The organism is Acinetobacter sp. AYS6 (genome assembly GCF_025630795.1).
GTDB lineage: Bacteria > Pseudomonadota > Gammaproteobacteria > Pseudomonadales > Moraxellaceae > Acinetobacter.
Genome location: NZ_JAOTNV010000010.1, coordinates 1 through 22,909 on the forward strand (window position 1 = coordinate 1; position 22,909 = coordinate 22,909).

Annotated in this window: 20 protein-coding genes, 2 tRNA genes, 1 other RNA gene and 1 pseudogene; 7 read left to right on the top strand and 17 right to left on the bottom strand. The window is 39.6% G+C overall.

Translation table 11 applies throughout. The features are described 5' to 3' along the window. The 5 genes and pseudogenes from OD757_RS15710 to OD757_RS15730 all read right to left on the bottom strand — a co-directional run. Positions 1 to 67 (bottom strand): annotated as a pseudogene (locus tag OD757_RS15710) (elongation factor Tu); the annotation flags it as partial. A gap of 94 nt (positions 68 to 161) precedes the next feature. Further along, complete coding sequence (fusA, locus tag OD757_RS15715; RefSeq protein WP_009393817.1) at positions 162 to 2,300, bottom strand: elongation factor G; 2,139 nt, start codon at positions 2,298 to 2,300, stop codon at positions 162 to 164. Positions 2,301 to 2,477: 177 nt separating this feature from the next. Then, entirely contained in the window at positions 2,478 to 2,948 is a 471-nt protein-coding gene (gene rpsG / locus OD757_RS15720) for a 30S ribosomal protein S7 (protein ID WP_004638185.1), read from the bottom strand. A 160-nt stretch (positions 2,949 to 3,108) separates the two neighbouring features. Continuing rightward, entirely contained in the window at positions 3,109 to 3,483 is a 375-nt protein-coding gene (rpsL, locus tag OD757_RS15725; protein WP_002050319.1) for a 30S ribosomal protein S12, read from the bottom strand. Positions 3,484 to 3,683: 200 nt separating this feature from the next. Then, positions 3,684 to 5,003 (bottom strand): EcsC family protein, encoded by a 1,320-nt coding sequence (locus tag OD757_RS15730; protein ID WP_263032442.1) that lies wholly within the window; start codon positions 5,001 to 5,003, stop codon positions 3,684 to 3,686. 300 nt (positions 5,004 to 5,303) lie between these two features. On the opposite strand from OD757_RS15730, the gene OD757_RS15735 reads away from it, so the two are divergent. From OD757_RS15735 to OD757_RS15755, 5 genes are all read left to right on the top strand, one after another. Beyond that, a complete protein-coding gene (locus OD757_RS15735) occupies positions 5,304 to 6,533 on the top strand; it encodes a beta-ketoacyl synthase N-terminal-like domain-containing protein (protein WP_263032443.1) in 1,230 nt (409 codons plus the stop codon). Positions 6,534 to 6,551: 18 nt separating this feature from the next. Then, a complete protein-coding gene (gene hemJ / locus OD757_RS15740) occupies positions 6,552 to 7,004 on the top strand; it encodes a protoporphyrinogen oxidase HemJ (protein ID WP_009393745.1) in 453 nt (150 codons plus the stop codon). Between the two features lie 184 nt (positions 7,005 to 7,188). After that, positions 7,189 to 7,749, top strand: a complete 561-nt coding sequence (locus OD757_RS15745) for a hypothetical protein (RefSeq protein WP_263032444.1) — start codon at positions 7,189 to 7,191, stop codon at positions 7,747 to 7,749. Between the two features lie 385 nt (positions 7,750 to 8,134). Beyond that, the gene (locus OD757_RS15750; protein ID WP_009393936.1) at positions 8,135 to 9,760 is read left to right on the top strand and encodes an NAD+ synthase; all 1,626 of its coding nucleotides are present in this window, start codon (positions 8,135 to 8,137) and stop codon (positions 9,758 to 9,760) included. After that, positions 9,753 to 10,781, top strand: a complete 1,029-nt coding sequence (locus tag OD757_RS15755) for a hypothetical protein (protein ID WP_263032445.1) — start codon at positions 9,753 to 9,755, stop codon at positions 10,779 to 10,781. The genes OD757_RS15750 and OD757_RS15755 overlap by 8 nt, the downstream gene beginning before the upstream one ends. Positions 10,782 to 10,824: 43 nt before the next feature. Here OD757_RS15755 and OD757_RS15760 read toward each other — a convergent pair. The 7 genes from OD757_RS15760 to OD757_RS15790 all read right to left on the bottom strand — a co-directional run bounded on the left by OD757_RS15760 (position 10,825) and on the right by OD757_RS15790 (position 18,505). Beyond that, positions 10,825 to 10,901, bottom strand: a tRNA-Met gene (locus tag OD757_RS15760). 157 nt (positions 10,902 to 11,058) lie between these two features. Further along, positions 11,059 to 12,015, bottom strand: a complete 957-nt coding sequence (gene cntB, locus OD757_RS15765) for a carnitine monooxygenase, reductase subunit CntB (RefSeq protein ID WP_263032446.1) — start codon at positions 12,013 to 12,015, stop codon at positions 11,059 to 11,061. Positions 12,016 to 12,062: 47 nt separating this feature from the next. Continuing rightward, positions 12,063 to 13,514, bottom strand: a complete 1,452-nt coding sequence (locus OD757_RS15770; protein ID WP_263032447.1) for an NAD-dependent succinate-semialdehyde dehydrogenase — start codon at positions 13,512 to 13,514, stop codon at positions 12,063 to 12,065. A 61-nt stretch (positions 13,515 to 13,575) separates the two neighbouring features. Then, on the bottom strand, positions 13,576 to 14,691 hold the full coding sequence (gene cntA, locus OD757_RS15775; RefSeq protein WP_263032448.1) for a carnitine monooxygenase subunit alpha: 1,116 nt from the start codon (positions 14,689 to 14,691) through the stop codon (positions 13,576 to 13,578). Between the two features lie 42 nt (positions 14,692 to 14,733). Further along, entirely contained in the window at positions 14,734 to 15,708 is a 975-nt protein-coding gene (locus OD757_RS15780; RefSeq protein ID WP_263032449.1) for an alpha/beta hydrolase, read from the bottom strand. Between the two features lie 11 nt (positions 15,709 to 15,719). Continuing rightward, positions 15,720 to 17,372, bottom strand: a complete 1,653-nt coding sequence (locus OD757_RS15785) for a BCCT family carnitine transporter (RefSeq protein ID WP_263032450.1) — start codon at positions 17,370 to 17,372, stop codon at positions 15,720 to 15,722. Between the two features lie 20 nt (positions 17,373 to 17,392). Then, positions 17,393 to 18,505, bottom strand: coding sequence for a tartrate dehydrogenase (locus OD757_RS15790; protein ID WP_009393931.1), 1,113 nt, complete (start codon positions 18,503 to 18,505; stop codon positions 17,393 to 17,395). Between the two features lie 103 nt (positions 18,506 to 18,608). On the opposite strand from OD757_RS15790, the gene OD757_RS15795 reads away from it, so the two are divergent. Next, positions 18,609 to 19,589 carry a LysR family transcriptional regulator gene (locus tag OD757_RS15795; protein WP_263032451.1) on the top strand — a complete coding sequence of 327 codons (981 nt, stop codon included), beginning with the start codon at positions 18,609 to 18,611 and terminating at the stop codon, positions 19,587 to 19,589. A gap of 53 nt (positions 19,590 to 19,642) precedes the next feature. Here OD757_RS15795 and OD757_RS15800 read toward each other — a convergent pair whose 3' ends face one another. From OD757_RS15800 to coaD, 5 genes are all read right to left on the bottom strand, one after another. Beyond that, positions 19,643 to 20,827: an OprO/OprP family phosphate-selective porin gene (locus OD757_RS15800; RefSeq protein WP_263032452.1), complete on the bottom strand. Its 1,185-nt coding sequence runs from the start codon at positions 20,825 to 20,827 to the stop codon at positions 19,643 to 19,645. Positions 20,828 to 20,975: 148 nt separating this feature from the next. Beyond that, positions 20,976 to 21,052: transfer RNA gene (locus tag OD757_RS15805), tRNA-Met, on the bottom strand. A gap of 64 nt (positions 21,053 to 21,116) precedes the next feature. Next, positions 21,117 to 21,472, bottom strand: an RNA gene (rnpB, locus tag OD757_RS15810) — RNase P RNA component class A. Positions 21,473 to 21,499: 27 nt separating this feature from the next. Continuing rightward, the gene (locus tag OD757_RS15815; protein WP_034679161.1) at positions 21,500 to 21,763 is read right to left on the bottom strand and encodes a YfhL family 4Fe-4S dicluster ferredoxin; all 264 of its coding nucleotides are present in this window, start codon (positions 21,761 to 21,763) and stop codon (positions 21,500 to 21,502) included. 1 nt (position 21,764) lies between these two features. Next, positions 21,765 to 22,256: a pantetheine-phosphate adenylyltransferase gene (coaD, locus tag OD757_RS15820; protein ID WP_057076698.1), complete on the bottom strand. Its 492-nt coding sequence runs from the start codon at positions 22,254 to 22,256 to the stop codon at positions 21,765 to 21,767. Positions 22,257 to 22,390: 134 nt separating this feature from the next. Here coaD and smpB point away from each other — a divergent pair, with 134 nt between their 5' ends. Further along, positions 22,391 to 22,867, top strand: a complete 477-nt coding sequence (smpB, locus tag OD757_RS15825; RefSeq protein ID WP_004641603.1) for an SsrA-binding protein SmpB — start codon at positions 22,391 to 22,393, stop codon at positions 22,865 to 22,867. The last annotated feature ends 42 nt before the right edge of the window (positions 22,868 to 22,909 follow it).

A 22,909-nucleotide genomic window follows, 5' to 3' on the forward strand; every position in this document is an offset into this window, starting at 1 on the left:
GGTCAACGTGACCGATTGTGCCCACGTTTACGTGTGGCTTATTACGTTCAAACTTGGCTTTAGCCATGATGATCTTCCTTTATAAACTGCTCATGCAGGGTCACTGCACGAGCGCTTGGTTTTTAACTAAGAATTAGTTTGGGCTTATAGTAATCGAAAGATTACTCGTCGTCACCTTTTTTACCGCCAGTCTGGAACTTAGCGATGATGCCTTCAGCCACGTTACGTGGAGTTTCAGCGTATTTAGCGAATTCCATAGAATAAGTCGCACGACCTTGAGACATAGAACGCATTTGAGTCGCGTAACCAAACATCTCAGCCAATGGAACTTCTGCTTTAATTGCTTTAGTTCCACCAGGAAGATCATCCATACCTTGAACCATACCACGACGACGGTTTAAGTCACCCATGATATCGCCCATGTAGTCTTCTGGAGTTTCTACTTCAACTTTCATGATTGGTTCAAGAAGGATAGGATCTGCTTTCATGAAACCGTCACGGAAAGCGTACGAACCAGCCATTTTGAACGACAATTCATCAGAGTCGACATCATGGTAAGAACCATCGAATAATGTCGCTTTGATACCCACAACAGGGTAACCAGCTAATACACCATTCTTCATACGTTCTTGAATACCTTTGTCAACCGCACCAAAGAATTCTTTAGGTACTGTACCGCCGACAACTTCTTCAGCGAATAGGTATTCTTTACCAGCTTCTTCAACATCCATAGGCTCTAAACGAACATATACATGACCGAATTTACCTTTACCACCAGTTTGACGAACAAACTTACCTTCTTGTTCAACAGACTTTTTGATCGTTTCACGGTAAGCAACCATTGGTTTACCAATGTTCGCTTCAACACCGAATTCACGTTTCATACGGTCAACGATGATGTCAAGGTGAAGCTCACCCATACCAGCAATAATTGTTTGACCAGATTCTTCGTCTGTACGAACGCGGAACGATGGATCTTCTTTAGCCAAACGACCTAAAGCAATTGACATTTTTTCTTGGTCAGCTTTAGTTTTTGGTTCAACAGCCAATGAAATTACTGGCTCTGGGAATTCCATACGCTCAAGTGTAATGATGTTTTTCTCATCACATAATGTATCACCAGTAGTAACGTCTTTAAGACCTACACACGCTGCGATATCACCTGCACGGATTTCATCAAGATCTTGACGTTCGTTCGCATGCATTTGCACGATACGACCGATACGTTCACGCTTAGCTTTAACTGGGTTATAAACCGGATCACCTTGTTTAAGAACACCAGAGTAAACACGTACGAATGTTAAGTTACCTACGAATTTGTCGTTCATGATTTTGAACGCTAACGCAGAGAACGGAGCTTCGTCAGATGCTTCACGAGACGCTTTAGTTTCGTCTTTATCGTCAAGGATACCTTCGATCGCTTTAACTTCTGTAGGTGATGGTAAGAATTCAATCACAGCATCCAACATACGTTGAACACCTTTGTTTTTGAACGCAGAACCACAAAGCATTACTTGAATTTCAGAAGCTAATGTACGAGCACGTAAACCTGCAATGATCTCTTCTTTAGAAAGATCACCTTCTTCAAGGTACTTGTCCATTAACTCTTCAGAAGCTTCAGCCGCAGCTTCAACCATTTTGGTACGCCATTCGTTAGACGTATCAACAAGGTCAGCTGGGATATCAGCATATTCAAACTTCATACCTTGAGATGCTTCATCCCAGATAATCGCTTTCATTTCGATAAGGTCAACAACACCTGCAAACGTATCTTCTGCACCGATTGGCACAACGATAGGTACAGGATTACCGCCTAAACGAGTTTTAACTTGCTCAACAGCACGGAAGAAGTTTGCACCAGTACGGTCCATCTTGTTCACGAATGCTAAACGAGGCACTTTATATTTGTTTGCTTGACGCCATACAGTTTCAGACTGAGGTTGTACGCCACCAACTGCACAGTAAACCATGCACGCACCGTCAAGAACACGCATAGAACGTTCAACTTCGATTGTGAAGTCTACGTGTCCCGGGGTGTCAATTACGTTGATACGGTGTTGTTGGAATTGGTTACCCATACCAGACCAGAAACAAGTTGTAGCAGCCGAGGTAATTGTAATACCGCGCTCTTGCTCTTGTTCCATCCAGTCCATTGTTGCTGCACCATCGTGTACTTCACCAATTTTGTGAGATACACCTGTGTAGAACAAAATACGTTCTGTTGTAGTTGTTTTACCTGCGTCAATGTGCGCAGAAATACCGATGTTACGGTAATTACTAATTGGGGTTTGGCGAGCCATGATGTCTACATTCCTAAATGTTATATTTAAAACAGGACGCATCAATTAAATTGATGCGTACAAATATCCAAGCAGGCAACTTAAATACCCGCAAAGCTCCCACTTTGATAAAGAGCAATGTTGAATCGAGCAGCTGTACGCATGAATATTCTCCTGATTAGGGACTGTTTTATCCGCTTAGAAACGGTAGTGAGAGAAGGCTTTGTTGGCTTCAGCCATACGATGCACGTCTTCACGTTTTTTGATTGCTGCACCTTTACCTTCAGCTGCATCAAGCAACTCACCAGCAAGACGTAAAGCCATCGTTTTTTCAGAACGCTTAGCAGCAGCATCTACTAACCAACGCATTGCTAAGGCAGTACGACGGGATGGGCGTACTTCCATAGGTACTTGATAAGTAGCACCACCAACACGGCGTGCTTTTACTTCAACCATAGGACGAACTTTTTCAAGAGTAGTCTCGAAAAATTCAACTGGGTCTACTTTGTTTTTTTCTTGAACACGTTCCAAAGCACCGTAAACGATACCTTCAGCAACAGATTTTTTACCATCTTGCATTACGTGGTTCATGAATTTAGCGATTGTTTGGCTGCTAAATTTTGGATCTGGAAGGATCTCACGAGCAGCGACTACGCGACGTCTTGGCATTTTAATACACCTAATAATATGACACTTCAGGATAATCCAGCAGTTTGTACAAGTGTCATGTACACGACGCTGGCCTTACTATACGTCGCTTGAATTACAAATCTATGAAGAATTCAAACAAGCGAAACGCTAAAGGGCTTATTGGACTGCTTTCTTAGAATTACTTCTTAGGACGCTTAGTACCGTATTTAGAACGTGATTGATTACGATCTTTAACACCAGCACAGTCTAATGAACCACGAACGGTATGGTAACGTACACCTGGTAAGTCTTTAACACGACCACCACGGATAAGAACAACACTGTGCTCTTGTAAGTTATGACCTTCACCACCGATATAGCTAGATACTTCAAAACCTGAAGTTAAGCGAACACGGCAAACCTTACGCATAGCTGAGTTAGGTTTTTTAGGTGTAGTTGTATAAACACGTGTACAAACACCACGACGTTGTGGACAAGCCTTCAACGCAGGAACTTTGGATTTTTCAACCAAAGTCGTACGACCCTTACGGATCAACTGATTCGTTGTTGCCATATGGCAATTCTCCCGTTATTAAAAAACCTTAAAAAGAAAATACCTCTTTTTAAGGGCACATAATTGTAAGCTAAGATGCAAAAATGGTCAACATGGCAATACTTACCAAATGTTGACCATATCAATCTTTGACAGGATAACTTACAAATTTAAATAGAGTTCAAATTCTATTTTTAAACCTCTTATTTGTAAGCATAGTGTTAAGAGTATTTTTTATCATCCAGTTCCTCTTCATCTTCCTCAGGAGTTAAAGCCGGTTTTTGCTCAGTGTGCTCATGTTCCTCTACATGTTTATCGGCAAGTTGCTCGAGACCCTGATGAACATTTTCCTGAATTTTCTCTTCACTCTTTTTATTTTCAGTTGGTTTTAAAACAATAGATACTTTTGAAATTACATCATGATTTTCTACTTTATGATGATGTGCAACGTGATTATGACCATCTTCACCAACATTTAAAAGACGTGGACTGGCTTTCTGAATAAGCGTAACCGCAGCATAATAAGCCTGTAGCGGAGATAAATGCTCACTTGGATGTTCATTTAAATAATGTCTTGCAGCTCCAAAGATAGCTTGTGCTTTATGACCCACATCTTCTTGTAGCTTCCAACTATATACTGCGCTTAAAACAGCACCAGCAACTGGTGTAACTTTACCAAAGGCTGAGAGTTTCGGAATACGATTTAACCATCCCCATTTAAACTCCCCATCTTCATCAACTAACCAGTTCTTTAAAGTATCTATATCAGTAGTTGAACCTAATACCTGCTGAAATTGATGGATGTCTTGCGTTTCCAACATATTTCGTAATGTTTTTAAAGCTATCAATAGCGTTTGTTTTTCAGCAATTAGACTAATATCAACTTCTTTAAAGATAAATTCGACAACGTCTTGGTCTGTAACTTCTAGAAGATCAAAGCCATGTGATCTTCCAGTCTGATAAATCGTTCTTAAAACCAGAACTAGTGAAACAGGAATATCTACAGCTGCACCAACTACACCTGACACGCCTGTGATTGCCCCTTGTATGGTCGCAATTAATTTATTTTGTTCTATTAGCGCCTGACTTAAACGTTGAGAACGGCCCGTATCCTTAGTGAGTTCAAATAAATCTTTAGCACCCGCCTCTTCCAAGATTTTTTCAGTTAATGTGCTTTTTGAACTAAAGTCATTGAGCCAATCAAATAAATAGCCTGAAATTTTTTCATCCCAATCTGGGGAAAGAAATGTAGCCACACCATTTACTTTTGTAAAATGTCGCCCAAAGACCTGACGAGTTACTTTCGGTAACTGTTCTCGTAGCATTTGTTGAGGACTTTCATATTGCTCAACTTCAAATGGGCTTTTTGTTCTCGATTTACCTTCAACCGTTTTATCAGCTGGGATTGGTTCAATAACCTTACTCACATCACCTGATTGGTTATGTTGCAAGATACTCAATCCTGTAGAACTGAGCTTTTTAGCCACTCCGAAGACCTGAGAAAACAAATTGTCAGATTGATTATTATTAAATTTTGTCATCAAGTACCTCGATTTTTTAATTTATCTAATTAGACATAAATACTAGGTGGAATGTGGATTTATCTCAACTTGAATGTGTGTATTTTAGTTAACCCTAAATGCAACATACTATGTATTTGGTTATTTTTTTTAAATGTAAAATTGTCATAAAGATTTGCCATAAGAAATGAAAATCCTTTCTGCTATCATGTTAACAACGAAAAAACATGAGTCTTATTTTCTTACAGCTATATTCTCCTAGTTACTTTCATAGCTGTTGATGACGATAGACTCTTAATATCACCATAAAGGGACCTGTAGATGAAACGTGTTGTAATCACTGGTATGGGTATTAACTCATGTATCGGTAACTCTTTAGAAGCAGTTACTCATTCACTTCAAAATGGAATCTCCGGGACACGTTTTAACCCAACTTATGCTGAACTCAATTTTAAAAGTCATGTGAGCGCTGCTGCAGAACAAGATTTTGATCATATTGACCGTAAGTTAAAACGCTTTATGGGCGTATGTGCAATGTACGCTTACAATGCTGCTGTAGCTGCTGTTGAACATGCAGGTCTTACGGCTGAGCAAATTGGTGGTAATCCACGTTACGGTATCGCAGGCGGTTCAGGTGGTGGTTCAACTGCATCTGTTGTTGAAATGACAGAGCTTTTAGAAACTAAAGGTGCACGTAAAGTAGGACCTTTCTTTGTACCACGCAACATGTCAAATACGATTACTGCAAACGTAGGTGTTGCATTCAAACTGCAAGGTATTGCTCATACGATTACAAGTGCTTGCGCAACTTCTGCTGACGCAATCGGTTATGCGTACAATCTTATTCAACTCGGCAAACAAGACCTTATGCTTGCTGGTGGTGGTGAAGAAGATCATTGGTCTCAAAGTTTATTATTTGATGCAATGGGCGCGCTTTGCTCAAAATATAACGACACTCCAGAAACAGCATCTCGCCCATATTCAGCAGACCGCGACGGTTTCGTTATTGCTGGCGGTGGTGGTTTTGTTGTACTTGAATCACTTGAACACGCTCAAGCACGTGGTGCCAACATTTTAGCTGAAGTCGTTGGTTATGCTGCAAACAGCGATGGCGCAGACATGGTTGCTCCAAGCGGTGAAGGTGCTACACGTTGTGTATTAATGGCACTTGAAGAAGCTAAACAACATGGCGTAGAAAAAATTGACTATGTAAATACACATGGTACTTCTACTCCTGCTGGTGACATTACAGAACTTAAAGCGATGGAACGTGCATTTGGCGAAGGCAATGTACCACCTCTTAGCTCAACCAAATCTATGACAGGTCATAGCTTGGGCGCAGCTGGTGTACAAGAAGCTATTTACTCAGTTCTTATGATGCAAAATGACTTTATTGCACCAAACATCAACGTGACTGAACTAGATGAAGGTGCAAAACCTTTTGATATCGTACTTGAAAAACGTGATGCAAAATTGAATACTGTAATGAGTAACAGTTTTGGTTTTGGCGGTGTTAACGCTTGCCTTATTTTCAAGAAGTGGGATGCATAATCCCACGTAGGATTATCGATGGATGCACCTTCTGATGCTTTTTTGTGGGTAAAAGCATTACATATTATTGCTGTGGTTTGTTGGTTCGCTGCTTTGTTCTACTTACCACGCCTATATGTTTATCATGCCATGAGTGAAGATGCAGCTAGTCATCAACGCTTTGAAATAATGGAACGTAAGTTGTATCGCGGAATTATGTGGCCTTCTCTGATTGCCACCTTAATTACTGCCCACTTCCTTGTAGATTGGGGCGATGCAACTCGACATTATCATCAGGCAACATGGTTTTATCTTAAAGTCGCTTTAGTGGCTTTATTAGTCATCTACCATTTGGCATGTGGCTACTATCGTAAAAAACTTATCGGAAATGCTCACTATAAATCACATAAGTTCTGGCGCTTCTTTAATGAAATGCCAACCTTAATTTTATTTGCTGTAGTGATTTTAGTTGTCGTAAAGCCTCAGTTTTAACTGGGGCTTTTGTTTTTCTGAGTTATTACTTTTGAGTTAGATCATAAAAACTCGCAGAATTATTTATATATTTACCTTTGTCCAATCAAAATCATAAAATCAATACACTCTAAAAGTTATACCAAATGAATAATTCTGACCCTTTATTTACTTATAAGTAACCTATACTATCCTAAAGAAATAGATGAACTCATTTAATGGCAAAGCTATGCTAACCTTTACTGCCCTTAAACGCTTAATCCATACACAATTTATTCTTCTTACGCTTTTTATTTTCCGTCACTTAAAAAACTATCCCATCAGATATTTAACCACTCAAGAAAAACTACTAGCACAACTTGTTTTCGGTGACATGCTCAATTGTGAGCAGCCTAAAATTATTGCTACTCGTTACCTTCCTTGGCAGTCTTGCGGTATTTTTATGGCGCCAAATGGGAATATTTATGTCAATCTTTCCGATTACAGTGAAAATTACGCTCTAGAATCTAAATTTATGCAGGGTATTTTTATTCATGAACTCACTCATGTCATGCAGTATCAAAAAGGCATTCATGTACTACTGAAAGGTGCGTTGCTGCAATCAGCTTATTATCTTAGCTTTAAAAATTACGATCCCTATAAATATACCTACTCACCACACAAGGCATTTAGCTCTTATAACATTGAGCAACAAGGTGAAATTGCCCGCGACATTTGCTCTGGAAAAATCCCGAATATTATCTGTTCACCTCAACTTCATTTGTAACCAAATAATCAGTTTTTCTTTGAACGTAACATTTTTTGCTTAATGTAAATGATAATTCTTATAAATCAGAAATACTTACCTAAACAAGCAAATTTCTCTTACTTAATTCAAATTATTGAAAAAAATATAACGCGCTTATTCCAAATTGGCTTGCGATAAGGCAGTATACAAACAATAAAAATAATGAAGCCTGTTTCTATTCTATACAGAAAATCTCGTTATTTTTACGCAGAAAATATGTGATTGGTATATATTATTGATCTTGACATTTTTGTTAACTATTTTAATTGTTTACTATCGTATCATACACATCGTTGAAAAATTATATCTATAAAAATCAACACTGTGTGTATCTATATTCGTTATGATCTAGGATTAGGTTTGAATGAAAAGTTTTAAAGTTGCCCTTGCTCAGTTTTCTCCGCATATTGGCAATATTGACTCAAACACCAAAAAGATGATTGAGCAAGTAAATCAGGCGAAAAAACAAGATGCTGACCTGATTATTTTCCCCGAGCTTTCTGTTATTGGTTATCCGGCTGAAGACTTACTGTTACGTCCAAATTTAAATAAACGTATGCAAAAGGCTTTTGCTCAACTTGCCGAAGTTAAAGATATTGTCATGGTTTTCGGTTTTGTGAACCAGACAGAAGATGGTCAACGTTATAATTCTGCTGCGGTCATGAAAGACGGCCAAGTTTTGGGTGTGTTTAATAAGCATAATTTACCAAACTATGGCGTCTTTGATGAAAAACGTTATTTCCAAAAAGGCCATCAACATTTGGTGTTTGAATATCTTGGACATAAGTTTGGCGTGTTAATTTGCGAAGATATCTGGTCAATTAATACCGTAAAACAGTTAAGCCAATTAAATGTTGATACTGTTCTTGTATTAAATGCATCACCATATGAAGTCGGTAAACCACAGCACCGCACACAAACCTTAAGTGAACTTGCAAAACAACTTCATCTGAACATTGTGTACGTTAACCAAGTGGGCGGACAAGATGATTTAATTTTTGATGGCACTAGTTTTGTCAGCAATAAAGATGGTGGAATTGCTTTACAAGCACCAAGCTTTAAAGAAGACCTCTACATCGCTGAATTTGACCCAAAAAATAAAGCATTTAAAGTCACAGAATCAGCTCCAGCTTTAGAAACATTCGCAGAGATCTATCAAGGTTTAGTTCTGGCAACACGTGACTATGTAGAGCGTTCAGGTTTCCCAGGTGTCATCTTAGGTTTATCTGGCGGTATTGACTCTGCCCTTACACTTGCTATTGCTGTTGATGCAATCGGTGCAGAAAAAGTGCAAGCCGTAATGATGCCTTACACTTACACATCTCAAATTAGTGTAGAAGATGCGGCAGAACAAGCTCGTCGTATGGGTGTGACTTTCGGTATTGCTGAAATACATTCAGTTGTAAACAGCTTCATGCAAACCTTGTACCCTTTCTTTGGCAACTCACCAGCAGATGCAACCGAAGAAAACTTACAAGCGCGTGCTCGTGGTACTTTACTTATGGGCTTATCAAACAAGTTTGGTAACTTAGTACTCGCTACTGGCAACAAATCTGAGCTTTCAGTTGGCTACTGTACACTTTACGGTGATATGGTGGGTGGTTTTGCTGTTCTAAAAGATGTTTATAAAACTATCGTATTTGAATTAGCGAAATACCGTAATAGCTTAAGTGAAACTCCTGTTATTCCTGAGCGTGTGATTACTCGTCCACCTTCAGCAGAACTTCGCCCCGACCAAAAAGACCAAGACTCTTTACCAGCATATGATGTATTGGATGCTATCCTTTATGCATATATTGAAGAAGATTTAGGTCAGGCTGATATTATTGCCAAAGGTTTTGATAAAGAAGTTGTTGAAAAAGTCATCCGTTTAGTTGATCGTAATGAATACAAACGTCGTCAAGGTGCGATTGGTCCGAGAATTACTTCTCGTGCATTTAGTCGCGAACGACGTTATCCGATTGTCAACGGTTGGACAGCGAATGACTGAGCAGAAAAACTCATCAAAAACTACAACACTTGCTCAAGCACTTTTGCTTGAGCAGGTGGAATTTTTCAAAAAACAATTATCTATAGAAAACTCATCTATTTATTTTCGGCAGTTTATTCAACTGTTCATGCAACATGCTGATGAAATCAAACTTCATGAAGTAGTTGATTTAGAGCAACTCCAAGCCGTTGTGAAACGCTATGCTTTTGAAATGCAGCTAGGTGCAGGTTTACTTGAGTTTATTGGGGAAATCGCACAGCGTATTTATCTATCTGCTATGAAATCTCCGATTCAGCTACAAGACTTGGTATCTGACCACCAATTTGAAATGTGGCTCTCCAAATTTTTGGAAATGGAGCATATTCCCCATTATCTTAATCAATTTTTAAGAACTAGTCCTTCTGTACAGCAGCTTTGCCAATATATTGCGACCTCAACCTTAGAACAAAAAATACCAAAATTTTTAAATGCATCTAAAGTAAATGACTATCATTTTGAATGGCAACATAAACTCAAAAAATTCTCTTTTTTACAGCAGCAACGTCTTGAGCATAAGCTTGAAACATGGATTGCCAGTTTTATTCACGAGCAACTTACAGAATTAAGTCTTTTGTCGACCGAAGACTTAGAAAGTCTTATACGACACGTCTGGGAAGATCTTAGACATAAAAAAATGTATGAGTTTATGAAACAACTCACTCCTCTTGATGTGGAAGAGTTCTTTGTTTTAATTTACGAATACTGGAAAGAATTACGTCAATCACAATTTATGCAAGATCTTATTTTGTATGGCGTAGAAGTTTTTTATGACTTTTATAAAGACCAAAGTTTATTTGAAGTATTAAGTGAGATTGGTTTAACTGAAACCGATTTACAAACAGAAGCTTTACGTTTTTATCCTAAGGTTATGAATGCCTTTAATGAACACGGTATTTTAGAACCGTTACTTCAAGCGATTTTAGCTCCTTTTTATCAAAGCTCAAAAACACTCGATATTATTGAAAAACATTTTAACGAGTAAAAAAAAGACAAAAAGAAACCATGCATGAGCATGGTTTTTAAAATGGTGGCTATGACGAGACTTGAACTTGTGACCCCCGCATTATGAGTGCGGTGCTCTAACCAACTGAGCTACATAGCCGTAAACTGTGTGCGCATTATCTATAGTTCTGTATAGCAGGTCAAGAGTTCAAAACCATTAAATCCTGCCAAATGAACAAATAAGATTCAGATCACCTTTATTTGTTCATTTTTTAGCAAATTTATGTTTTAAATATTTGATCAGCCACAGAAATATATTAAAGATCTAATACCAGTTTTTTACCTTTAGCTCTCGACACACAAATCATCATGCTCTTCTGTGAAGCTTTTTCTGCATCACTGAGATATTGATCAAAATGCTCTGCTTCACCTTCTAAAATAGCAGTTTCACACGTACCGCAAACCCCTTCTCGGCATAAACATTCCACATCAATATTTAATGTTTCGATGGCTTGTAAAATTGTCTGATTACTTTGTACTTCAATTTCCTGATTAGACTTAGCAAGTACGACCGTAAACGCTTCACCATCTTCTGGAACTGTTGAAGCAAATTGTTCCCAATGGATGTATTCGTCACGGTAACGATGCTTATTACAACAATCAATCACAGCATCAATCATGGGTTTCGGCCCACATACATAGATATGTGTACCTTTAGGTTGTGATGAAATCAGTTCATCCAGATTTAATGTGCAACCTTCTGAGTCAACATAACTAAATACATGTTCTGCATGTTTCTGCTTAAGCTCATCAAGTAAAGCTGCGTGCTCAGGAGAACGATAAGCATAATGTAGCTCATACTCAGCACCACGCGCTGCAAGCTCATCCATTTGAGGCAAGAATGGTGTAATGCCAATTCCACCTGCAATTAAAATATGTTTATTGCCTGTTTCAGCTAATGGAAATAAATTTTTTGGTTCTGAAATCTGAATTTCACAGCCTTCATTGCACTGATCATGCATAAACACTGAACCGCCCTTACCCTTCACATCCTTACGAACGCAGACTTGGTAAGTTGATAGGTCTTGCGTACAACTCATCAGCGAGTAGGCATTTGAAAGCTGCTCATTCATTTTGACAATAATATGGCTTCCCCCACTAAATCGAGGAAAGTTCTGTCCATCTTGACGCTTGAACGTAAACCGTTTGATTAAAGGGGTTAGCTGTTCCACATGAGTAACAACTGCCGGGAACATTTCATAATGACTAGCCATATTAGAATCCTTCTTTTACCGCATATTCTTGTTGTTAGGGCTTATCCTTAAAGCCCTAAACACATGTATTTAATGGTCATAAACTCTTCAAGACCATACTTTGAGCCTTCACGCCCAACACCTGATTGTTTCACACCGCCAAATGGTACAACTTCATTTGAAATTGCTGTGGCATTCATTCCAACCATTCCATATTCAAGTTGTTCTGACACTCGCCATAAACGTGAAATATTTTCGCTATAAACATAAGCAGCCAAACCAAAGATGGTGTCATTTGCTTGAGCGACTACATCTGCTTCATCTGTAAAACGAATGAGCGGCGCAACTGGACCAAAAATTTCTTCTTGGACAATTTCCATTGTACGGTCAACGTTAGTTAAAACTGATGGCTCATAAAAGGTTTGCCCTAAAGCATGCTGTTTGCCGCCACAAGCAACTTTAGCACCTTTACTCACCGCATCATCAATCAACTGCTGTGCTTTTAAAACTGCTTTTTCATTAATTAATGGGCCAATTTGTACACCCTCTTCAAGTCCATTACCCACTTTAAAGTTTTGTACTTCTTGTACAAACTTCTCAGCAAAAGCTTGATAAATATTGTCATGTACATAAATGCGGTTTGCACAAACGCAAGTCTGGCCTGCATTACGAAACTTGGCAAAAATCGCACCTTGTACAGCTTTATCTAAATCGGCGTCGTCAAATACAATCAGAGGAGCATTACCACCTAACTCAAGCGCCAATTTTTTAATGGTGCTGGAACACTGCTGCATCAGTAGGCGTCCCACTGGAGTTGAACCAGTAAAAGTCAATTTCTTCACTTTTTCATGCGAAGTAAATACCGAGCCAATTTCTTGAGATTTACCAGTAACGACATTAATCACACCAGCGGGAATACCTGCTTTTTCTGCAAGTTTCGCAATCGCTAAAGCACAATAAGGCGTTTCATTTGCTGGCTTAATCACTATCGTACATCCAGCTGCTAAAGCTGGTGCTGCTTTACGGGTAATCATGGCGATTGGGAAATTCCACGGCGTAATAGCAGCTACTACTCCAACAGGTTCTTTACTAATAATAAATCGTTGTTGGTTATTTACGGTTGGAATGACGTCACCATAAATACGCTTGCCTTCTTCGGCAAACCATTGAATAAATGATGCCGCATAACGCACCTCACCTTTCGCTTCTGCTAAAGGTTTTCCTTGTTCAATGGTCATAATCAAAGCAAGTTCGTCGGTATGATCGAGAACCAGTTTGTACCAAGCCAATAAAATATCTGCACGGTTTTGAGCAGTTAAAGCTTTCCAACTTTGTAAAGCAGTATAAGCAGCCTCGACTGCTTGCGTAGCCTCAACCGCTCCCATATTTGGAATTGTGCCAATTTCTTTGCCTGTCGCAGGGTTAGTCACTGGAACCGTTGCATTTGACTGTGCAGCTAACCATTGCCCGTTAATATAGGCTTGTTGCTGAAATAATTCAGTGCTTTGTAAACTCGACATATCATCTTCCTAACTGAAGAATCAGGTGTAAATCATCTTTACACCTGAATAAATCCATTTTTTATTTATGATGCTGCGCCACTAAATGTTGGAAGTAAGCAATACCATGCTCACTAATTCCTGAGCGTTGTTTATCAGTCATGATACGGCCTTGACCACGATAACCACGTGATTTCAAACCACGTTGTACGCTTTCGACCAAGTTCAAATCTTCAGGACGGAATACATTGCGATACCACTCAATCAAATCTTTCTGATCTTGAGTAAGTTCTTCGTTTGTGAAGTAAATATCGTAATGCTGCAAAGTTGTTTCTGCATCTACTGGGAACTCATAGATCACAGTCATGAAATTGCTGCCCGGTGGTACGTTGAACATAGTACAAGGCCAAGTCCAGAAACCATGAAACTCAGGATCTGTTACTGATGGATCAAGTTTGAATGACTTCTCAGATGAACGAGCAAAACCATACTGTAAAGTCCAGTTTTGATGTGTTGTGTGCCAATATTTATCAACTTGAACAGAATCAGCAAAACCAGGATGTGCAGGCCCACAGTGGTAACATTCTAAATAGTTATCAACAATCACTTTCCAATTTGCCGGCGTTTCTGTCACAAAACGTGCTGCTAATTTCAAATCTTTAATTACGCTACATGCTTGATTTAAACGCTCAGCAAATTCCGGAAGTTGGTCTTCTACACAAGTCGCATTTTCATCCATGTTAATGAAAACAAAACCTGCATATTCTTCAACTTTTAAAGGTACCATGCTTGAGTTTTCTTTATCGAAAGATTCAACATGATCGCAGTTACGTGCCAAAGCTAAGCTACCGTCTAGCTTGAAAGTCCAAGCATGGTATGGGCAGGTAATTACATTTTTTGCTTTACCACTGCCACTTAAAAGCTCGTGACCACGGTGTGGACATACATTATAAAACGCACGTAAAACACTATCTTTACCACGAATGATGACAATATTTTCACCAATTACTTTGCGGGTAATATAGTCATTCGGTTGTGCCAATTCACTGCCATGTGCAACACAAATCCAGCTTTTAGCAAAGATTGCTTCTTTCTCATGCTCAAAAACTTGCGATGAAGTATAGAAAACTTTAGGAAAAGTCCAGGCAACATCTGGGTTTGCACAAAAATCTTCAGGTAATTTTTCAACTGCATTCATGTTATTACTCCATTAAATTCTTTTCGTCCAAATGACTCGATATTAAATTGATGTCTTTTCGACACTGCCAAGCATGCGATGTATCGCACTCAGCATGTTTTGATATAACTGTTGAACTTCAGGACAATCACGCATGAGACGTAAACTGCCATGTAATAAACCTTTGCCTAAATGGAACTCGCTAGGAATCCCAGCTTGTTCCAATTTTTGGGTAAAGAGATAACCGTCATCACTTAAAGGGTCATATTCAGCCACTGCTACAAAACTCATAGGCATATCTGAAAAATCAGTTGCCAATAAAGGCGCTAGACGTAAATCCTGCCAATCTTGTGAGTTAGGCGCATATTCCTTTAAATAAAAATGCATATCTTCCGTTGTTAATAACGGCGCATGGGCATGCTTTTGTGCAGAGGATGTGTCAAATGCAGTACTCAAGCATGGATAAATCAAAGCCATACCTTGAGCTTGCAAGCCACTATGTTGTAGTTCAACTGTAAGGGCGGCTGCCAAGTTACCGCCTGCACTATCGCCGGCTAGAACGATATTTTCCCTGTCGATCTGCCAGTCAGAACCATGCTCTTTAAGCCATTGATAGACTGCTAAACAGTCTTCAAAAGCTGCCGGAAAGCGATGCTCTGGTGCCATGCGGTAATCCACACCAATGACAACTGTATTTAAGTCCTGACATAAATAACTGGTAATAAACTCATGTGAATCGAGTCCACCAACCATCCAACCGCCACCATGTAAATACAACACACACGGCCAACCTGCTTCAGGTCGATCAGTTTTTGGTGAATACACGCGAACAGGTACAGGATGCTCTGCATTTGCAACAACTCGGTCTTCTACGTCGATCTTGCCATCACGAGGCAAAGTGTAGTGTCGGCACATTGCATCATAGGCTGCACGGACTGAGTCAATATCTGCATCTGCTGGTGAGTAAATGCTGCTCCAATACACTAGGCTTTGCATTTCTTCACTTAAGGCATAAGTGGTCTGTTCACATGTCGTCATTACCGTTCCCTCTAGCTGGTTTTTCTGTCCAGTTTGATTGAGCTTGCAAGCTCAAGCTGCATCCTTTTTACATGTTCATCTTGAGACTGGTTTAAACCAATTTCCGAATCATCATAACCTTGTTGCTCAATTAAATGCGATGGGACTTTGGCATAATCCTGAATCAACCATTTCACTAAGCCATAGGTTTGAATCAGAATAATCACGATGAATGGTAAAGCCGTCACAATAGTTGCTGTTTTCATTGTGTCCAAAGGTGCCTTACTAAAGATCATGGCAATTGGAACTAAAGTCAGCATGACACACCAGAACAGACGAGCATTTGGTGATGGGTCTTGCCCTTCACTTAAACCACGTGTGCATGTTGCTGAAACTGCATACCCTACTGCATCCATGTGTGCTGCCAAGAACACCACCATAATGCCAAGGAAAATCCACATCATCAGCTTTCCAGCCGGTAACAGGCTAAGCAATTGACCAATTGCAACCTCACCGCCTTGTTGGCTTAAAATTTGTGGTACATTTACAGCTCCATGAATAAAGCTATAAACGCTGTAGTTTTCAAATACGCCGAAGATAAACCAAAGACCAACGCTGCCACCAATCACCATGGCAAAGATCACTTCTTTAATGGTACGACCTTTAGAAACACGCGTTACAAACAGTGCCACACCTGGTGCATATGAAATCCACCACAACCAGTAAAATACAGTCCATTCACGGGTAAACTTGCCATCACCCATTGGGTCAGTAAACAGGCTCATATCAACAAAGTTGGTTGCCATTAATCCAAAACTCATTAATGAATTATTCAAAATGAATTGAGTTGGACCAAAACAAAGCACATAGATTGCAAATAATACGACGCCCAAACACACTAAATGGCTTAAACGCTGCATACCTTTATCCATACCAACGTAAGAACTTAGTGCAAACACAACGGAAACGCCCAAAATAATGATAACTTTGGTCATAAAGGTATTTGGGATACCTGTGAGCTGAGACAAAATATTGGTAAATGTCACAGCGGTAAGTACTAACGAAATCGTCAATGCACCAAACATGCAAAGCAAAAACATTAAGTCGACTAAACGTCCAACCACGCCAGTTGATTTAAAACCTGTTACAGCCTCAATCACGGAAGCCAGACTTAATCCTTTGTTTTTTCTCACATGGTAGCTATAGCACAAAGAAATTGATGCCAATGCATAAATTGCCCAAGCACTTAAACCTGAATGAAAAAACGAGTAAGCAACACTATATTTCAATGCTTCTGCTGACTCAGGCGGTAAGCTCAAACCCGGAGTTTGATAATAATAGGCCCAGTCCAAAAAACCCCAGTACAGCGTAGAAGACCCAATCCCTGACAAGATGAACATAAAAATCCATGACATTGTGCTGTATTGAGGCTTTCCCTCTCCAAGCTTAATTTTGCCGTATTTACTAAAGGCTAGACCAAAAGTAAAAATGATAGCTAAAAAAGCAAAAAGTAATACTGGAGTTGTAAATACCGATGTCGTCCACTGCATCCATGTTGCAGCAATCTTGATCGACTCTTGCGAATAAATCGCCAAACCAGCAACTGAAGTAAATACAAACAGCAAGCTAATTACGGCAAGAACTTTATCCGTATAAATTTTTGAGTTTTGATTATCCATATCCATACATCCATTTTTGGATGGCGTTATTCCATAGCGAATACGTCCATTTTAGTTTCGGCTACACATGATGCAATTGCATCTCCTACCTCATAAGTTTTTGCCTCACCACCAATATCAGCTGTTTTTGGTCCATTAATTAATACATTCTCAATGGCCTGCATAATGTCCTGACCCGCTTGAATGCAGCGTTCGTCATCTTCACCAAAGAATTCAAACATCATGGCACCCGACCAAATCGCAGCAATTGGATTGGCAATTTGTTTACCGTAAATATCTGGTGCTGAACCATGTACAGGTTCGAACAATGATGGGAATTTCCTTTCAGGGTTTAAATTTGCCGACGCGGCTAAACCAATGGTTCCAGTACATGCTGGTCCCAAATCAGAAAGAATATCGCCAAATAAATTCGATGCTACAACTACATCAAAACGCTCAGGTTGCAAAACAAAACGAGCCGCTAAAATATCGACGTGCTGTTTATCAGCTTGAATTTGTGGATATTGTTTCGCCATCGCGTCAACGCGTTCATCCCAGTACGGCATGCTGACGGCAATACCATTTGATTTGGTCGCTGCGGTAATTTTTTTCGCTTCACGTTGATTTGCAAACTCAAATGCATAACGCAAAATGCGATCTACGCCATGACGTGTAAATACTGCCTCTTGAAGCACAAACTCTCGGTCTGTTCCTTCAAAAGCTTTACCACCAATGGCTGAGTATTCACCTTCACTATTTTCACGAACCACATAAAAGTCGATGTCGCCTGGTTTTTTGCCGACCAATGGACATTTCACACCTGGCATTAAGCGCACTGGGCGTAAATTCACATATTGGTCAAAACCACGACGGAACTGGAGCAGTGAACCCCAAAGTGAAATATGGTCGGGCACTTTATCTGGCCAGCCTACAGCGCCAAAATAAATTGCATCATAGCCTTGCAACGTTTCAAACCAGTCGTCTGGCATCATTTTGCCATGCTCAAGGTAGTAATCGCAGCTTGCCCAATCAAATGCATCTAACTGAAGCTCAATGCCGTACTTCTCTGCTGCTGCCTTTACAACCTTAATGCCTTCTGGTAGAACTTCTAAACCAATGCCATCGCCTGCAATCGTGGCAACTTTATATTTTTTTGCCATAAGCTTCCTTCACACCTTCGACTAATATCCTTGTATGGCTTAAACATGATGTTTTAAGCAAAAATGATCAATAACGGAACTATCACTCCAATGGACACGGATCGTGAACAATCTACCTAACCTATCGGATTTAAAGGTTTTTTGCACAGTCGCAAAGCTGAAAAGTTTTGTCGAATCTGCTGAGGAACTTGGGACATCGCCAGCGTTTATTAGCAAGCGAATTAATATTTTAGAAAACACATTAAGCTGCAAACTTTTTCATCGCAGCACACGTCACGTTAGTCTGACCGAGGATGGTAAACTCATTCTTGAGAGAGTTTCGAATATTCTTGAAGAATTTGATGAAGTTTGTGAGCTGGTCAATAACCCGCTCAGTACACCCACGGGTCGTATGGATATTATTAGTAGCTTTGGTTTTGGCAGAAAGCATATCGCACCAATTCTGTCTAAATTAATGATGCTTTACCCAAAGCTCCAGATTCATTTTGACACCATCGACAATACCAAAGACCTGATTCAACACAGTATTGATTTGGACATTAGAATTGGTAATGAAATTGCACCAAACATGATTGCAAAGAAGTTAGCTTCTAACTTTCGAATTTTATGTGCAGCACCGAGTTATTTACTTAAACAGGGCATACCAGACAGTATTGAAGATTTGCAAACACATGATTGCTTAACGATTAGTGAACGCGATCAATCCTCGGTACTCTGGAAATTTAGGCATGCTTCTGAAGATGTCTCAGTTCATGTCAAACCACGTTTCGTTTCAAATAACGGAGAAATTATTCATCAGCTTGCCATAGAAGGCCACGGTATTATTTTCCGGTCAATTTGGGATGTTGCCGATGAATTGATTACAGGCCAACTTCAGCATATTTTGCCTGAATATTGGCAAGATGCAGATATTTGGGCAGTTTATCCATCACGACTCAAAAGCTCTTCCAAACTGCAAACCTGTATTTTGTTCATTCAAAATGAATTACTTAATCGTTTACAGCACGTTCAAAACCTAAACCGAGGACAACTCATTTCTCCGGCAGTTAAACGAGAGCCACCACCTGAAAAAGTCTTTCTATAAAAAATGCCCTAAGAGAAGCGTATTCACTTAGGGCATTAGATTGCTTTTAAATTTTAGAAATAATATCCAATTGAGAGATAAAACAATTTATCCCAATCATTACTACTACCTTGCGCCAGACCATTCGCTCCACCTCCCACCATTGGGTCATTTTTACTCATAATATATTCACCCTGAATACCAATGGCTTTGTAATTAAAATAAACCCCTGCAATTAAACGTTCAGAGTCTTTATAGCCATCCTCATCTTTAAAAAAGCGGCTATGAGAGATATAAGGTTTAATGTTTTCAATCTGATGGAATGGTTTAGCAAAAGTATAGTTAATTTCATTGACCAAATATTTACCTTTATTGGCGACTTGATATGGATAATCAAATGCTCCAATAGTTGAACTATGAGGAAATAAATTATCGCCATTTGTCACATCTTGCTTACCAGCTAAAAACATCCATTGCCATGCTTGATATTGCGTTTGAGCAAAAACATTCCATGATTTACGATGACCATCTTCATCTGTTCTTTTATTTTCTAAATCAGAATACCAAACTGACCCACCTAACTCGGTCGAAAAATTTTGAGCCTTATCAAGCTCAAATTTTCTAGACGCTCGAGCAATCCACATATTCTTTTCTTCAATATTAGTACCTGTGGTTAAATCATCAGCTTCAACAAAATTACCACTGTATCTGCTTGAGTCCTTTGAGGTTCCCTTATAGTTCCCTCCATCAGTAGGATAGAATCCTAAGGTTAAATTATATTTATCATCTGCAAATTTATATTTGATGCCTAAATTATCTATATCTTCTAAACCGACTGTATTTAAAAGCGTCTCGTAATAACTAGATCCCCAAAATTCGCCAAAGCCAAAATCAACGGGCTGCAAACCTGCCGTGATTCTTTGCTGATCAGATAACTTATAACCTACCCATGCTTTTTTTAGGAAAATCGCATCACACAAACGATCATATTGATAACAACGTGCGTCGACACCTGCAATCCAATCTGGATTTTCATAACCTAATACTAATTTAATGTCAGTTAAACGCCAGTCATCATTTTGAGAACCCTCATTTGCATCAACTACATAATCCTTATGCAAATAACGGGAGCGCACGGCGCCAGAAACTTTAAATTGCCCCGAATCTAAAGTTGGATCTCCCCAGCTCAAATCAGCCGCAGAAACTTCTATTCCCGCAGTTAAACTTAAAATTCCTAAAAATAATAATGACCTTTTCATGTCTTCAACATCCTTGTTAAGTGTTATAAGAACATGAAGAAATTGGGCTAGACAAACAATGCCATAACTATGAAGTCGGTCTTTACAAACTGTGTTTAATCAAAAAATAAGCATAAAAAAAGACCACGCAGGAGCGTGGTCTATAAAATGGTGGCTATGACGAGACTTGAACTTGTGACCCCCGCATTATGAGTGCGGTGCTCTAACCAACTGAGCTACATAGCCGAAAACTGTGCGCGCATTATCTTAGTTTCTTTAATGCACGTCAAGAAAATTTTTTAAATAAATTAGGTGAAGTGAGCCTATAAGCCGGGTTCTGTCGAGGATGGTCATTCCTCTAGGCGTACAATCACTCATACGCTCAAGCGACCTACCCGAATCCAGTACGGGCCGTACCTCAGGATTCCTATTTGGTCTTGCTTCTGGTGGGGTTTACCATGCCGTGAACTGTTACCAGACACGCGGTGCGCTCTTACCGCACCCTTTCACCCTTACCTCACGAATGAGGCGGTCTACTCTCTGCTGCACTTTCCGTCGGCTTTCACCGCCCAGGCGTTACCTGGCACCCTGCCCTATGAAGCCCGGACTTTCCTCCCCTGCTTCAGTCACGAAGACCTCCACAGCAGCGACCATCCAGCTCACCTCAGGGGCGCATATTAACAAATTTATTTACTAATTGCTCGTGCTTTTTTGAGCAATTAATTTTTTATATTTGTCCAAGAGCTGCTCTTCCGTTTCTTCATGCTGTGGATCTTTAGGAATACAATCTACAGGACAAAACAACTGACATTGCGGTTGGTCATGATGACCAACGCACTCAGTGCATAAATCTGGATGAATTTCATAAATCACTTCACCCATGAAAATTGCTTCATTGGGGCAAACCGGTTCACAAACATCACAGTTTATGCATTCATCGGTGATATATAACGACACGTTACCAACCTTGTTGATGTTTACGTTCAAAAGCCTCAACCACAGCTTGCGGAACAAACTTGGTTACATCCCCTTTTAAACGAGCAATTTCCCGAATCAATGTCGAAGAAATAAATGAATACTGCTCAGATGGTGTTAAAAACACCGCTTCAAAATGTGGATCAAGTTGACGGTTCATATTGGCAAGTTGAAATTCATATTCAAAATCAGAAACCGCTCTTAAACCACGGAGTACTGCTGTTGCCTTTTGCTCTTTGAAGAAATTAACCAGCAAACCATCAAAGCCGACAAATTCAACATTTGATAAATGGCTTAATGATGTTTGGGCCAGTTCAACTCTTTCTTCTAGACAGAACAAAGGGTTTTTATGATGTCCAATTGCAATTGCTACTACAACCTCATCAAACATTCTTGATGCTCTAGTAACTAAATCAACGTGTCCATTCGTGATGGGGTCAAATGTTCCAGGATAAATTACACGCGTTTTAGACATCCGCTAGTACTCTAATTGTATTGTGAACCTATTTTAGCAAAAGTTATACATGAGGCGAAATATTCATGTGCAGGAAAAACTTCACCTTAGCATCAGTTTACGGCACAATAGGCATAATTGTGGAAGTTTGAATTATGGCGAAAGCAACAGTAGTAAAGAAACATAATGGCGGAACAATCGCACAAAATAAACGTGCCCGTCATGATTATTTTATCGAAGAAAAATTTGAAGCAGGCATGTCACTTCAAGGTTGGGAAGTAAAATCCTTACGTGCTGGGCGTATGACTTTGACGGAAAGTTATGTCATTTTCAAAAATGGCGAAGCATTTTTACTTGGCTCACAAATTCAGCCTTTATTATCGGCTTCGACCCATGTTGTACCTGAAGCAACACGTACCCGTAAGTTATTGCTCTCCCGACGTCAGCTTGAACACCTGATGGGTGCAGTTAACCAGAAAGGTTACTCATGCGTTCCTTTAGCATGTTACTGGAAAGGTCATTTAGTTAAACTAGAAATTGCGCTTGTGAAGGGTAAACAGCTTCATGACAAACGTGCAACTGAAAAAGACCGTGACTGGCAACGCGATAAAGCTCGTATATTTCATAAGTAATAAAATAAAAGCCTCTTTTCAGAGGCTTTTTTACGTCGTGAA